The following is a 13,738-nucleotide window of genomic DNA, read 5'->3' as shown; positions in this document are numbered from 1 at the left end:
TTGCATAGAGAAAAGCGATGCAAAGCATTTTTTAAATATATTTTTCCGTAGCCGCGACGGAGCGTAGATTCTGTCCGAACGCGGTCGGGCAAATCATGACGCGCTGCTTGCCAGCTCGAGCGAAGCGATCGTCGGCGCGCCTCGATGACGGATGCGTCGAGGAAGACGGATCTGAACCCGACTGCTTTTCCGAAGGAGACAGCCATGACGGCTGACAAATCGTCGATCGATACGCTCGTCGTGGGGGCCGGTCAGGCTGGCGTGGCGATGAGCGAACATCTGACCCGGCTGGCCGTGCCGCATCTCGTGCTGGAGCGCGACCGTATCGCGGAGCGCTGGCGCACGTGCCGCTGGGATTCGCTCGTCGCCAACGGCCCGGCCTGGCACGACCGCTTTCCCGGCATGGAATTCGAAGGCCTCGATCCCGACGCCTTCGCGACGAAGGATCAGGTCGCCGATTACTTCGAGACCTATGCGCGCAAGTTCAACGCGCCGATTCGCACTGGCGTCGAAGTGACGAGCGTCGTTCGGCAAACCGGCAGGCCGGGCTTTACGGTCGAAACCTCCGACGGCACGATCGAGGCCAATCGCGTGGTCGTCGCGACGGGGCCGTTCCAGCGTCCGGTCGTTCCGCCGATCGCGCCGCGGGATGCGAGCCTCACTCAACTTCATTCGGCCGACTATCGCAATCCCGCGCAATTGCCCGAGGGCGCCGTGCTCGTGGTCGGCGCGGGTTCGTCGGGCGTCCAGATCGCGGACGAGCTTTTGCGCGCGGGCCGCAGGGTCTATTTGTCGGTCGGCGCACACGATCGTCCGCCGCGCGCTTACCGCAATCGCGATTTCTGCTGGTGGCTCGGCGTGCTCGGCGAATGGGACAAGGAAGCCGCCGGTCCGGGGCGCGAGCACGTGACGATCGCGGTGAGCGGCGCGTACGGCGGCAAGACAATCGATTTCCGCGGGCTCGCGCACCAGGGCATGATGCTCGTCGGTACGACGAAATCGTTCGAGAACGGCATCGCGACGTTCGAGCAGGACCTCGCCGCGAATTTGAAGCGCGGCGACGACAATCTGATGTCCCTGCTCGACGCGGCCGATGCATATGTCATTCGTAACGGCATCGATCTGCCGGAAGATCCGGATGCGCGCGTCATCCCCCCCGATCCGGAATGCGTGACGCATCCGCTCGCCGAACTCGACCTGACGAAGGCGGGCGTGAACACGATCATCTGGGCGACCGGTTATTCGATCGACTTCGGTTGGCTGCACGTCGATACATTCGACGAAAAAGGCAAGCCCCGACATCTGCGCGGCGTCTCGAAGGAGCCCGGTCTGTATTTCCTCGGCTTGCCCTACCTGTCGCATCGCGGATCGTCGTTCATCTGGGGCGTCTGGCACGACGCGAAGCGCATCGCCGATCACATCGCCACGCAGCGCCGCTACCTCTCGTATCACGACGCGTCGCAGCGCCGGCAGGAGGCAGGCAACGCGCGTACCGCCGACTCGAGCGGCGCCGAGTGCGACGGCAGCGCATCGCATTCGCATCGAGCCAACGAAATAGGAGTGAATTGATGCCGACGCATACTCGAATCCGCATGTTCAATACGAAAGACACCTACCCGAATCAGTCGCTCGACAACGATCTGTGTCAGGCCGTCCGCGCGGGCAACACCGTCTATGTACGCGGTCAGGTCGGCACCGATTTCGACGGCAACCTGATCGGGCTTGGCGATCCTCGCGCGCAAGCCGAGCAGGCGATGAAAAACGTCAAGCAACTGCTGGAAGAAGCAGGCAGCGACCTCTCGCACATCGTCAAGACGACCACCTACCTCATCGACCCACGCTATCGCGAGCCGGTGTATCAGGAAATCGGCAAGTGGCTGAAGGGCGTCTACCCGATTTCGACGGGGCTCGTCGTGAGCGCGCTCGGGCAGCCGCAGTGGCTGATGGAGATCGACGTCATCGCGGTGATTCCGGATAACTGGAACCCGGCTCAAGGGTAAGGAATCGATCATGACATTCTCGATCGTCGGACGTTGCCGGGAAACGGGCCAGCTCGGCATCGCCATCAGTTCGTCGAGTATCGCGGTAGGCGCGCGGTGTCCGTGGGCGCGCGCGGGCGTCGGCGCGGTGGCGACGCAGAATGTCACGTTGCCCGCGCTCGGCCCGCGTATTCTCGATCTGCTGGAACACGAGCGGATCGGGCCCGATGCGGCGCTCGAACGAGCGTTGAGCGAGAGCGAATGGAGCGAGTACCGACAGGTGACGGTGGTCGACAGTCAAGGCCGAACCGCGATGTTCACCGGCAAGGAAGCACTCGGCGTGCACCACGCCGTGGCCGGCGATCAGTGTGTCGCGGCGGGCAACCTGCTTGCCGATCGACACGTGATCGATGCGATGGTGAAAGCGTTCGAGCAGACACAAGGCGCGCTCGCCGATCGGCTGATAGCGGCCATGCACGCAGCGGTCGAAGCCGGCGGCGAAGCGGGACCCGTGCATTCGGCTGCGCTCGAAATCGTCGACACACCGATCTGGCCGATCGTCGATCTGCGCGTCGACTGGGCGGACGACGACCCGATCGCCCGACTCGACGCGCTATGGCAAGCCTACCGGCCGCAGATGCACGATTACGTCGTGCGCGCGCTCAACCCGACCGCGGCCCCGAGCTACGGAGTGCCGGGCGACGAGTGAACGATCGAGCCGCATGCGGCACGGCGGGCGCTACAACGCCGCGATGCGTGCGCGAAACTGCTCCGTGCCGGCCACGATCTTGTCGAGCACGGCGTCCAGCGCCCAGAAGCGTTCGCGGACGTCATAGTCGATCGCGCGACAACGAATCGACTGGAATGTGCCGATGCGCTGGTGATACATCTTCGCGAGCGCCGGATAGCCGAGCGCTTCGGATACCGCCGCGACGACGAGGAATGCCGACAGTTCCTCGGCCAGAGCGGGGGCAGTCGCGCTCCGCGTGCGCAGCCATTGATAGAGATCGGGGTGAAAGTTCGTGAATACCCCGTTGAATCCCGCTGAACCCGCCTTCATTGCGTCCCAGGCGATCGCCGCGTTGGCGTTGAGAATCTTCAGCGTAGAGCCGCGCGCGAGCGCAACGCGCCGCTTCACCGTTTCCAGATCGCAGCTCACGTCCTTCAGCATGACGAAGCGGCCTGTATCGATACAGGCTTTCAATTCGTCGTCGCTCAACAGCCGGCGATAAGGTGCGGGACATTCGTAAAGGCCGAGCGGGACATCGGACGGCAGGCGCGAGAGCAGCTGTTTCAAATTCGCGAGAAACGTCGCGCTTCCCTGCCGGTGCGGATCGAGACGGTTCGTGACAAGGACGATCCCCTGCGCCCCCGACTCCGCGGCCACCGTCAACTCCTCGACCTGCGCATCGAGCGCGTGGCTGATATGGCCCGACACGACGACGGGCACGCGGCCGGCTACGCGATCGACGACGAACCGCGCCAACTGATAGCGCTCACTGAGACTGAGGAATTGCATCTCGCTCGATTGCGCGACGGCGAAGAGCGCGTCCGTGCCGTGCTGCAGATACCATTCGATGAGCCGCTCGAGTCCGGCGTAGTCGATTGCGCCGCTATCGTCGAACGGCGTCAGCATGACCGGCACGATGCCTTCGATCGATTTGCCGGACTGCACTGCATGGACCATCACATCCTCCTTTGATCTTTCAAGATTGGGCAGCGGGCGCTTCGCCCGACGGCGCGGCGGCCGCGGCATGCGCAGAGTGCTCGGGGATCGGCTTTCTGACGAGCAGCAGATAGGCCATCGCGCCGATGAACGCAATCGCGGCCGCCGTGAGCAGCGCCGGGACGAACGACCACCTTTGCGCGATGAAGCCGGTGACGATCGGCGCAAGCGAACCGCCGATAAAGCCGCCGAAGTTCTGAATCGAGCCGAGCGAAGCAACGCGGTTCGACGGAGCGGCGGCCGTCGCGAGCGCCCACGAGCACGCTGACGCCGCGTTGGCCAGGAAAATGACGACCGAAATGCAGGCGATCGCCACGGTATTGCTTTGCGCGAGCGCCGCGGGGATCGTGAAGGCGACCATGCCGAGCATGGCGACCACCGCCGCGTTGCGCCGGCTCGCGACGGCGTTGCGACTGCCGCGCGTGATCAAGTCCGAAAACCAGCCCGCGGACAGCGCGCCGATGAATCCGCAGAAGAACGGGACCGACGCGGCGAAGCCCGTGCGCAGCAGGCTCATGTGACGCTCCGTCGTCAAATAGGCCGGCAGCCAGGTCAGATAGACCCAGTTGAGGTAAACCGAGCCGAAAAAGCCGATCAACATGCCCCATGTCGTGACGTGCGAGAACAGTTCGCGCCAGTCCGCGAAAGTCACTTTGGGCGCAGTGACACCCTGCTCGGCACCCGCATCGAGGTAGCGGCACTCGTCGACGGAAAGCCGCGAGCGCACCGGGTCGCGGTAAAGCGCGAACCAGACGAGTGCGACGACGAGGCCTGCCGCGCCGGTTGCGATGAATGCCCAGCGCCAGCTGAACGAGACGACGAGGATCGAAAGCACGAGCGGCGCAAGCGCGGTGCCGAGCGGCGACGCCGCGTTGAAGATGCCGGTCGGCGTTCCGCGCTCGCGCAGCGGAAACCAATTGCTGACGACGCGCGCGGCCGAGGGGAACTGCGGGGCTTCGCCGATACCGAGTGCGATGCGCGCGATGATGAACCAGCCGAACGTCGCCACGAGGCCGCCGGCGGCCTGAGCAAGCGACCAGAGAATCAAGCCTGCGCCGAGCAGCCGGCGCGGACCGACACGGTCGGCCAGCCCGCCCATCGGCAACTGGCAGAGTGCGTAGCTCCACGAGAACGCCGACAGCAAGACGCCCATCTGCCCCATCGATAATCCGAGATCGCCGCGAATCGAAGCATTCGCGACCGCAAGCGTGCCGCGATCGAGATAGTTGACGGCGCCGCTCACTACCAACAACGCAAGCGCCACGCGCTGCGCGCGGCGAATGCGCGGCGACGCGCTTGGCTCGGATGAGGTCTCTTTCATCGACGTTGTCTCCATGTATTGATCGTCTGGCCTGTCCCTGGTGGCGCAGCGCTGATGTTGTGCTGCGTGTAACCGCTTACATAAGCAAACAGCGAACGGCCAGCTGCTGGGAATCTCGTGGAACATGCGGGGATACAGCGCACCGCATTACTGGCATAATCGCAGCGATCGGCGCGCTGTCAGCGCTTACATTCTCACAGGCATCGCTCGTTATGCAAGGCCCACTGCTCCAATCGAGGGTAAACCACGATGCTCCATGACACCGCGGACACCGCCGTGATGCGCGAGCGCCGCGGCACGGGGCGCCCGGTGCTCAGCGATGTCGCGAAGTTGGCCGGTGTATCCACCGCCACCGTCTCGCGCGTCTATAACGATCCCGGCAAGGTCTCGGCCGAAGTCCAACAGCGCGTGCGCGATGCAGCGCGAGCACTGAACTGGATTCCCAATGCCGCGGGCCGCGCGCTCGCATCGACTCGCACCCATATCGTCGGCGCGATTATCCCGACGCTCGACAACCATGTGTTCGCATCCCAGGTTGCCGGCATGCAGACGGTGATGGCCGAGCACGGCATCACGCTTTTTCTCGGCTGCTCGAACTACGATCCCGCGCAAGCGCTCACCCAAGTCGGCGCGATGCTCGCGCGCGGCGTCGAGGCCGTATCGGTGGTGGGCGAGGCGCATCCGCCCGAACTGTTCGAACTCCTGACGAATCGCGGCGTGCCCTATGTCGTCACCTATGCGTATCGCGAAGGCAGTCCGCATTGCTGCATCGGTTTCGACAATCGCGCGGCATTCGCCGCCATGACGGAGCACTTGCTCGCGCTCGGGCATCGCGACTTCGCCGTGATCGTGCAACCGTCGGCCGATAACGATCGCGTGCAGGCACGCCTGCGAGGGATCCATGAGGCGCTCGCGACGCAAGGGCTCGCCGTTCGGCCCACGAATTTGCGCGAAGGTCCGGCGACGATCGAGTTCGGCCGGCAAAGCCTGAGGGCGATATGGGATAGCTCGACCGCTCGGCCGACGGCCGTCATCTGCGGTAACGACAACCTCGCTGTCGGCGCACTGCTCGAAGCGCAGGCGCTCGGGATCGAGGTGCCTCGGCAGCTATCGATAACGGGCTTCGACGATATCGCGCTCGCCCGCGAGCTGCGCCCCTCGCTGACGACGATGTGGGTCGACACGGACGCAATCGGAAGAACCGCGGCTTCCGCGCTGCTCGACCTCCTGGCGGGCGGCTCCGATGTCGCAGGCCACGAAGTACCTGCGGAACTGAGAGTTCGCGATTCAACGGGACCCTGCCATCGAGCCTGACGACTTTCCTCGCCTCGCGATGCGGGGCGGGGCGGGCCAGCGCAGTAAATTGCCTTTACCGTCCGAATATGCGGCTCGAACGACGAGTCCGCGCGACCGGCTTCAACGCGGCCATCGGCTACGACTGACGACAGCAAAGCTCACCGCGATGGAGCCCATTGCCTGGCATGTATCGGATTGCGCCTGCCCTGCGGATTGCGCGTAGCTGCGCCGACGCGGCGAGTCGCGGCGCGAATCGACGCGGTCCTCGCGAGGAGGAGCGGCGTCGCCGCTTTCGGCTGTCGGTTCCATGACCGCACCAGCCGCTGCTGCCGCATTGAAAATCGTTCGAGAGGACATTTCGTGGGGTGTCAGTGAGACTGCATGCAGTCATTGAACGTCGCGGCGATCGATAAGTAAAATGAATGTTTCTACCGTTTCGATCACCGCATAGAATGGAAATCCGACTGCTAAAGACGTTCCTGACCGTGGCCGAACTGCGCCATTTCAGCCGTGCCGCCGATGCGCTCCATATGAGCCAGCCGGCGCTCAGCAAGCAGATCGGCGCGCTCGAGGCGAGCCTCGGCGGCAAGCTCTTCGAACGGGGACGGCACGGCGCCGAGCTGACGCCGTTCGGCGAGGAATTCCTGCCCGATGCGCAGGCGCTCGTTCACGATGCGGAGGAAGTGCTCGTGCGAGCCCGCGAAGCGAGCAGCGGCCGCCGCGGCCATCTGCGCGTCGGCATCTGCATCTCCGTGCTCACGCTCGTGCCGAAGCTCATCTCCGATTTCCGGCGTCAACATCCCGGCGTTGCGATTACGCTGAGCGATCTCTCGTCGGCCGAGCAAACGCGCCGGCTCCTTTCGCGCAAGCTCGACGCGGGCTTCTTGCGCCTGCCGGTCGGAGAAGGGCTTTCGTCGTTCAAGGTGATGGACGAATCGCTCGCGTTGGCCATCCCTCCTCAGCTTCGCTACAAGCGGCTGCCATCGGACCTCGGCACGCTCAATGAAATCGGCTTTATTGCGCTCTCGCGTTCGCGCGGCCCGGGACTCGCCGCGCAGATCGATCGCTGGTGCGGCGAGCACCGCTTCGTGCCGAACGTCACGCAGCAGGCTGAGGATATTCAGTCGGTGCTGACGTCGGTCGCGGCCGGGGTCGGCATCGCATTCGTTCCTTCGCGCGCGCAACATCTGCTGCGCGACGCGACGATACTGCCGCTGCACGGCAGGCCGGCGACATGGCGCGTCGGGCTCGCGTGGCCGTCGGCACGCGAGGACGCCGTGACCGACCGCTTCGTCTCCTTCGTGCGCGACGCAATGAAAGGCATCGAGACCTGAATGGCGCTGACGCGCCACCCGATCAAACGGCGTGGCAGCCCAAACAGGCACGTGTTCTGCATCTCCCTCATCGACGCAACCGAGCATGGGTTTGGAGGCGATAGATGCCCGCCATCGCGCTGCGAACGTTCTTCGGTGCGACGCGTCGAGAAGGCGCGCGCTTCGTGGATGCCGTTATGCGTTTCAGTCAACATCGCTGCTCGACGATGGCGGCGGGCATCGCCTTTTATTCCGCGTTCTCGTTGGCGCCAATGCTCGTGATGGTCATCGCCGTCGCCGGGTGGTTCTTCGGAACGGACGCGATACGAGGACAGATTTACCAGGATGCGCACCAGTTGATCGGCGATCAGGCGGCCGCCGCCGTTCAGATGATCGTCATCAACTCGCGCAAGCATAGCGACACGGGGGGCTTCGCCGCATTCGTCTCTTTCATCGCGTTGGCGTTCGGTGCCTCCGCCACGTTCGCCTCGCTCAACACCGCGCTCTCCATCATATGGCCGCAAAGCGCGGGCGGCCGCTTCGCAAGCGTACTCACGCTCGTCAAGATTCGCCTCATTTCGTTCGGTCTCGTGCTCGGTGTGGCGTTTCTCGCCATCGTCTCGCTCGTGCTCGATACGTTCATCACCTACATCGGGACATGGCTTTGGGGCAACTCGACTTATGTGATCGTCGGAGACGCGCTGCAACTTGCGTTCGGCCTTGCCGTACTCTCGCTGTCGTTCGCTGCGCTGCTCAAGTTCCTGCCCGACGCCTATGTCGCCTGGCGCGATGCGATCGTCGGAGGAATCCTCGCCGCCGTGCTTTTTTCCGGCGGCAAGAAGCTCTTCGCGATTTATCTCGCCCATGCCGGCATGGCCAACGCATTCGGGGCGGCCGGCTCGCTGGCCGTGCTGTTGATGTGGCTTTACTTTTCTGCGGCGGTGCTGCTTTTCGGAGCGGAATACGCCGCGGCGCGCGGGCGAACGCACGCCCGATCAGCGGCACGCACCGAACACGCGCACGGCGGCCCGCACTCGGCGCATTGAATCGTCAGTTCATTGCGCATTCAGCGGTGCGCGCGCACCTGAATGGGACATCGAGCCCAAAAGGGATGCAAAGAATGCATTATTGCAGCGGTACTAATTAGCTATTTCCGAATATGAAATAAAGCGAGCCATCGACTCAGGCCACCGTCAATCGAGATAACCGGCAGACCGTTGTCCAGCGCCGCGCAACGCGTTGTTACCTTTTCGAGACACTTTATTTTTTCCGTTCGTCGTCTCGAGGGCGTTGAGCTATTCTGCGTTCCGCAACAAACTCATAACTCATCCGCGTGGAGAAATGATGAAAAAAATCGCTTTGTCGAGCCTCTCGCTCGCGCTTATCGGTGCAGCTGGAGTGGCGCACGCGCAAAGCAGCGTGACGCTGTACGGCATCATCGATACGTCGATCACGTATGTGAACCATGCCGACGGCGGCAAGAATCAGTGGTCGGTCAGCAACAGCAACTCGGGTGACCTGTCGGGCACGCGCTGGGGCTTGAAGGGCCAAGAAGATCTCGGTGGCGGCCTCGCCACGATCTTCCAGTTGGAAAACGGCTTCGATCCGGGCAACGGCAAGCTCGGTCAGGGTCAGCGCGAATTCGGCCGTCAAGCCTTCGTCGGCCTGCAGAGCAATCAGTTCGGTACGGTGACGCTCGGCCGTCAGTACGATCCGCTCATCGACCTCGTGCAAGGTATCACCGCCGACAACTACTTCGGCAGCGTCTTTGCTACGGCGGGTGACGTCGACAACTACGATAACAGCTTCCGCGTCAACAACGCGATCAAGTACACGTCGCCGACGTATGCCGGCTTCCAGGTCGAAGCTTTGTACGCGCTTGGCGGCGTGGCCGGCAAGACGAGCAGTGGCCAAACCTGGTCGTTTGCGGCAGCTTACAACAACGGCCCGATTGGCGTTGCGGCCGGCTATTTGCTGACCGACAACGCGAACAGCGCGGCGCGCACCACGTGGACGTCGACGGGATCGGCAGCGGTATCGTCAACGTCTGACGGCACGTTCGATGGCCCGGTTAACAGCGGTTATGCCACGGCGAAGTCGATCGGCATCGCTCGAGTGGCTGCGCAGTACACGTTGGGTGCATTCACGTTCGGCGCGGGCTACAGCAACGCGCAGTACAAGGCTGATGGATTCTCCGCGTTCCATACGACCGAGAAGTACAACACGGGCCAAGGCTTCCTGAACTACCAGGCAACGCCGGCACTGCTCTTGGGCCTCGGCTATAGCTACACGAAGTCGAGCGGCGACACATCGGCGACGTATCACCAAGTTTCCGCCGGCGCCGACTATAACCTGTCGAAGCGCACGGACGTGTATCTGGTCGGTGCGTGGCAGCATGCAAGCGGCGATACGGGCGACGGCACGGGCGGCAAGGTGGCGGCTCAAGCATCGGTCGGCTCGTACGGCTACGCCGGCACGTCGAACCAAACCCTCGTCAGCCTGGGCCTGCGCCACAAGTTCTGACGATGCGCTAAGCAGTCCGAAGCAACGCTTCGAAAGCTGCACTTCGAAAGCAGCACCGAGCCAGCCGAAGGCCAGTCCTTCGGCTGGTTTTTTTTCGCCGTCATCGACGCGCTCCGTTGCCCGGCGCACGACTCGTAAACGAACAGAAAGCTTTCCTTCCCTTAGCGTTCATCTACGCATGATGGAATACGTGCGCTTCACATCACCCACCGCATAGCCCTCCTTCGCCAGATTGAGATCCGTTCATGCGGGGTCGATCTGTGTCGCGCGGGCGCCGCGGTTACCAATAACCAGGAGCCCCCCAATGCTTCGGCGCCAGATTGCTCTTCTTTCCCTTTCGGCCATCGCGCTTGCGTCCACGGTCGCGTGGAGCGCGAGCGACGACCACGACAACGGCCATTCGGATTCGCATGCGGAAGCGGTCCGTACGGCAACGCCCATCAAGCACCTTGTCGTGATCTTCAACGAGAACGTTTCTTACGATCACTACTTCGCGACGTACCCGCACGCGGCCAACCCGACCGGAGAGCCGAGCTTCACGGCCGCCGCCGGCACGCCGAGCGGCAACGGTCTCTCCGGCGCATTGTTGACGGACAACCCGAACGCGACGAATCCGGCCAACGGCACGGGCGCGACGAACCCGTTCCGCCTCGACCGTTCGCAAGCGGCCACGGCTGACCAGAACCACGCCTATACGGCCGAAGAACAAGCGAATGACAACGGCGCGGCCGACCTCTTTCCGAAATACACGGGCCGCGGCTCGAGCGGCGGGGCCGGCGCATTCGGCACGAACGGTCAGGTCATGGGCTACTACGACGGCAACACCGTGACCGCGCTCTGGAATTACGCGCAGCACTATGCGATGAGCGACAACGCCTACACGTCGACCTACGGTCCCTCGACGCCCGGCGCGCTCGAGGTCATCGCGGGACAGACGAACGGTATGAAGCCGGTCTTGACGACGAAGAAACCGTCGGCGCCTGGCTCCTACTACGTCAACGACGGTCAGGGCGGCTTCACGATGATCAACGACGTCGATCCCGCCAACGACGTCTGCTCGAGCAAGACTGACCAGGCCTTGATGACGGGCAAGAACATCGGCGATTTGCTGAACGCGCGCGACATCTCGTGGGGCGGGTTCATGGGCGGCTTCAACCTGCAGACGACGAACGCCAACGGCACGACGAACTGCCAGCGCAGCACGTTCTCGACGGTGGTCGGCTCGGCAACGGCCGACTACATTCCGCACCACAACTGGTTCCAGTACTACGCGTCGACGTCGAACCCGCAGCACTTGCGTCCGAGCTCGGTGAAGGCCATCGGTCATACCTACGACCCGCACAGCAAGACGCTCGATCCGGCCAATCACCAGTACGACATCGATGACTTCTTCGCCGCCGTGCGCGCCGGGAATTTTCCGTCGGTCAGCTTCCTGAAGGCGCCCGCCTATCAGGACGGCCATGCGGGCTACTCCGATCCGCTCGACGAGCAGGCCTTCGTCGTCAAGGTTCTCAACTTCCTGCAACAGCAACGGGAATGGCGCGATACGGCCGTCATCGTGACGTGGGATGACTCCGACGGTTGGTACGACCACGCTTACGCGTTGCCGACGAGCGCCTCCTTCGATTCCGTCGCCGACCAGCTCAACGGCAACGGCATCTGCGGCTCGGGCACGGCGCCGGCCGGCCTGAACGGCAAGCCCGTCAACGGCCGTTGCGGTCCGGGCACGCGCATTCCGTTCCTCGTGATTTCGCCGTGGGCGAAGCACAACCACATCGACCATACGCTCATCGATCAGTCGTCCGTCGTTCGCTTTATCGAAGACAACTGGCTCGACAGCGAGCGCATCGGCGGCGGCTCGTTCGACGCCAGCGCGGGCAGCGTCATGGGCATGTTCGAGTTCAATCGCCGCGACGAAGAGCATGGCGAGTCGGCGAAGCTCTATCTCGATCCGAACACGGGCGTGCCCGTCGATTCGGAAGCCGGGATTTGAAGCGCGGTGCCGCGGCACTGATGAAGTTGTTCCACTAGATGGCTAGCGCGCACAGCCCGGCTTTTTGCCGGGCTGTGCGCGTTTTTATCGATCGATCGCCACCCTACTCTTGTCAACGATGCACTCGCCCGAATCCAATTGGACCGCTAACCGACCGCGCGTAACGCGGCCGCGCGCGTCGCTCGTGCGCGCCTGCGCGACTGTTGCGCTCATCCTCGCCGCCGTCGGAATCGGCGCGGGCACGGCGATGCATGCGCATGCGCAAACAGAAACGCGACAAGAGCAACCGCAAAGCGCCGCGGCCAGCGGCGCCGCAATCCCGGCCGATGACGGCATCGGGCACGACGGATGGAACCCCCATCCGGTCCACCTGCAACGCCCGGCCGTAGCGCCGCTGAGCGCAATGGCTCAACTGGGCAAACTGATTTTCTACGATCCCTCGTTATCGGCCTCGGGCAAGATGTCGTGCGCGTCATGTCATAGCCCGCAACGCGCCTACGGTCCGCCGAATGCGCTGTCGGTCCAGCTCGGCGGTCCTTCCTTGAAATTGCAGGGCGTGCGAACGCCGCCCTCGCTGATGTACCTCTATCGCCAGCCGAATTTCAGCATCGGCCCCGACCAGGCCGATGCCGACGCGCCCGTCGACCTCACACTGGCAGCGGCGCAAGTTTCAGGTGCGGCCCGCGCGCAGAAAACCGCCGGCGTCGCGCCCGCCGCACCGGCACTCGTGCCGCAAGGCGGCCTCTTTTGGGACGGACGCGCCGACACGCTCCAATCGCAAGCGTACGGCCCGTTGCTCGATCACGCCGAGATGGCGAATGGAAGCATCGACGAAGCGGCCGAGAAGATCGAACGCAGCCCGTATCGAGCCCAATTCGAGCAACTTTTTGGCCCAGGAATTTTCAAGAACCGCCGTCTGTTGCTGTCCGAGGCGCTCTTCGCGGTGGCTCGCTATCAGGTCGAAGAACCGTCGTTCCATCCGTACACGAGCAAATACGATTACTGGCTCGAGGGCAAAGCGCGTTTGACGCCGGCCGAACTGCAGGGATTGCGGATCTTCAACGATTCGAAAAAGGCGAACTGCGCGGGATGCCATCTCTCGCAACCGAGCAAGGACGGTCAACCGCCGATGTTCACCGACTATCAATACGAAGCACTCGGGGTGCCGCGCAACCGACGCATCGCGGCCAACCGCAATCCGCGCTCCTTCGATCTGGGTGTTTGCGGCCCCTATCGCAGCGATCTCGCGACGCAAACGCAGTACTGCGGGATGTTCCTCACGCCGACGCTGCGCAACGCCGCCACACGTGAGGCGTTTTTTCATAACGGCGTCTATCGCACGCTCGATGAAGTCATCGACTTCTACAATCTGCGCGACGTCGATCCCGCGAAGGTCTATCCGCGCGACACGCATGGCCGCATCCTGCAATACGACGATCTGCCCGCGAAGTACCGGGCGAACATCGACAAGCAAGACGCACCATTCGATCGAAAGCGCGGCGACGAGCCTGCCATGTCGAAAGATGACATCGCCGATCTGATCGCGTTCCTGAAGACTTTGAACGACGGGTACCGTCCGCAATAAGA

Annotated in this window: 11 protein-coding genes; 9 read left to right on the top strand and 2 right to left on the bottom strand. The window is 63.4% G+C overall.

Features of this window, described 5'->3' with window-relative positions; genetic code table 11:
* Positions 1 to 204 precede the first annotated feature (204 nt).
* From AB4Y31_RS21380 to AB4Y31_RS21370, 3 genes are read left to right on the top strand one after another with little or no spacing between them, the layout of a single operon-like run.
* Positions 205 to 1,569 (top strand): flavin-containing monooxygenase, encoded by a 1,365-nt coding sequence (locus AB4Y31_RS21380; RefSeq protein ID WP_368675671.1) that lies wholly within the window; start codon positions 205 to 207, stop codon positions 1,567 to 1,569.
* The gene (locus AB4Y31_RS21375; RefSeq protein WP_018444299.1) at positions 1,569 to 2,000 is read left to right on the top strand and encodes a RidA family protein; all 432 of its coding nucleotides are present in this window, start codon (positions 1,569 to 1,571) and stop codon (positions 1,998 to 2,000) included. Before AB4Y31_RS21380 ends, AB4Y31_RS21375 begins: the two co-directional genes overlap by 1 nt.
* A gap of 10 nt (positions 2,001 to 2,010) precedes the next feature.
* On the top strand, positions 2,011 to 2,688 hold the full coding sequence (locus AB4Y31_RS21370) for a DUF1028 domain-containing protein (protein ID WP_368675670.1): 678 nt from the start codon (positions 2,011 to 2,013) through the stop codon (positions 2,686 to 2,688).
* Positions 2,689 to 2,718: 30 nt separating this feature from the next.
* On the opposite strand, the gene AB4Y31_RS21365 is transcribed toward AB4Y31_RS21370, so the two are convergent.
* Both AB4Y31_RS21365 and AB4Y31_RS21360 read right to left on the bottom strand, forming a co-directional pair.
* Entirely contained in the window at positions 2,719 to 3,666 is a 948-nt protein-coding gene (locus AB4Y31_RS21365) for a dihydrodipicolinate synthase family protein (RefSeq protein WP_368675669.1), read from the bottom strand.
* A gap of 19 nt (positions 3,667 to 3,685) precedes the next feature.
* Complete coding sequence (locus tag AB4Y31_RS21360; protein ID WP_368675668.1) at positions 3,686 to 5,026, bottom strand: MFS transporter; 1,341 nt, start codon at positions 5,024 to 5,026, stop codon at positions 3,686 to 3,688.
* A 249-nt stretch (positions 5,027 to 5,275) separates the two neighbouring features.
* On the opposite strand from AB4Y31_RS21360, the gene AB4Y31_RS21355 reads away from it, so the two are divergent.
* The 6 genes from AB4Y31_RS21355 (at position 5,276) to AB4Y31_RS21330 (ending at position 13,736) form a co-directional block, all read left to right on the top strand.
* Positions 5,276 to 6,340, top strand: a complete 1,065-nt coding sequence (locus tag AB4Y31_RS21355) for a LacI family DNA-binding transcriptional regulator (protein ID WP_368675667.1) — start codon at positions 5,276 to 5,278, stop codon at positions 6,338 to 6,340.
* A 434-nt stretch (positions 6,341 to 6,774) separates the two neighbouring features.
* Positions 6,775 to 7,656: a LysR family transcriptional regulator gene (locus AB4Y31_RS21350; protein WP_018444305.1), complete on the top strand. Its 882-nt coding sequence runs from the start codon at positions 6,775 to 6,777 to the stop codon at positions 7,654 to 7,656.
* 104 nt (positions 7,657 to 7,760) lie between these two features.
* The gene (locus AB4Y31_RS21345; RefSeq protein ID WP_368675666.1) at positions 7,761 to 8,681 is read left to right on the top strand and encodes a YihY/virulence factor BrkB family protein; all 921 of its coding nucleotides are present in this window, start codon (positions 7,761 to 7,763) and stop codon (positions 8,679 to 8,681) included.
* 298 nt (positions 8,682 to 8,979) lie between these two features.
* Positions 8,980 to 10,158, top strand: coding sequence for a porin (locus AB4Y31_RS21340; protein WP_368675937.1), 1,179 nt, complete (start codon positions 8,980 to 8,982; stop codon positions 10,156 to 10,158).
* A 304-nt stretch (positions 10,159 to 10,462) separates the two neighbouring features.
* Entirely contained in the window at positions 10,463 to 12,151 is a 1,689-nt protein-coding gene (locus tag AB4Y31_RS21335; protein ID WP_368675665.1) for a phospholipase C, read from the top strand.
* Positions 12,152 to 12,269: 118 nt separating this feature from the next.
* Positions 12,270 to 13,736, top strand: coding sequence for a cytochrome-c peroxidase (locus AB4Y31_RS21330; RefSeq protein WP_368675936.1), 1,467 nt, complete (start codon positions 12,270 to 12,272; stop codon positions 13,734 to 13,736).
* Positions 13,737 to 13,738 lie beyond the last annotated feature (2 nt).

It is taken from the genome of Trinickia sp. EG282A, from assembly GCF_040965455.1.
Classification (GTDB): Bacteria; Pseudomonadota; Gammaproteobacteria; order Burkholderiales; family Burkholderiaceae; genus Trinickia; species Trinickia symbiotica.
Note: the sequence above shows the minus strand (reverse complement) of the source record. Positions and strands in the feature narration are given on the sequence as shown.

Excerpts from the sequence above, each read along its gene's own strand:
- AB4Y31_RS21345 (WP_368675666.1), top strand. The coding sequence starts at position 7,761 with ATGCCCGCCATCGCGCTGCGAACGTTCTTCGGTGCGACGCGTCGAGAA.
- AB4Y31_RS21365 (WP_368675669.1), bottom strand. The coding sequence starts at position 3,666 with ATGGTCCATGCAGTGCAGTCCGGCAAATCGATCGAAGGCATCGTGCCG.
- AB4Y31_RS21375 (WP_018444299.1), top strand. The coding sequence starts at position 1,569 with ATGCCGACGCATACTCGAATCCGCATGTTCAATACGAAAGACACCTAC.
- AB4Y31_RS21380 (WP_368675671.1), top strand. The coding sequence starts at position 205 with ATGACGGCTGACAAATCGTCGATCGATACGCTCGTCGTGGGGGCCGGT.
- AB4Y31_RS21350 (WP_018444305.1), top strand. The coding sequence starts at position 6,775 with ATGGAAATCCGACTGCTAAAGACGTTCCTGACCGTGGCCGAACTGCGC.
- AB4Y31_RS21370 (WP_368675670.1), top strand. The coding sequence starts at position 2,011 with ATGACATTCTCGATCGTCGGACGTTGCCGGGAAACGGGCCAGCTCGGC.
- AB4Y31_RS21360 (WP_368675668.1), bottom strand. The coding sequence starts at position 5,026 with ATGAAAGAGACCTCATCCGAGCCAAGCGCGTCGCCGCGCATTCGCCGC.
- AB4Y31_RS21340 (WP_368675937.1), top strand. The coding sequence starts at position 8,980 with ATGAAAAAAATCGCTTTGTCGAGCCTCTCGCTCGCGCTTATCGGTGCA.
- AB4Y31_RS21355 (WP_368675667.1), top strand. The coding sequence starts at position 5,276 with ATGCTCCATGACACCGCGGACACCGCCGTGATGCGCGAGCGCCGCGGC.
- AB4Y31_RS21335 (WP_368675665.1), top strand. The coding sequence starts at position 10,463 with ATGCTTCGGCGCCAGATTGCTCTTCTTTCCCTTTCGGCCATCGCGCTT.
- AB4Y31_RS21330 (WP_368675936.1), top strand. The coding sequence starts at position 12,270 with ATGCACTCGCCCGAATCCAATTGGACCGCTAACCGACCGCGCGTAACG.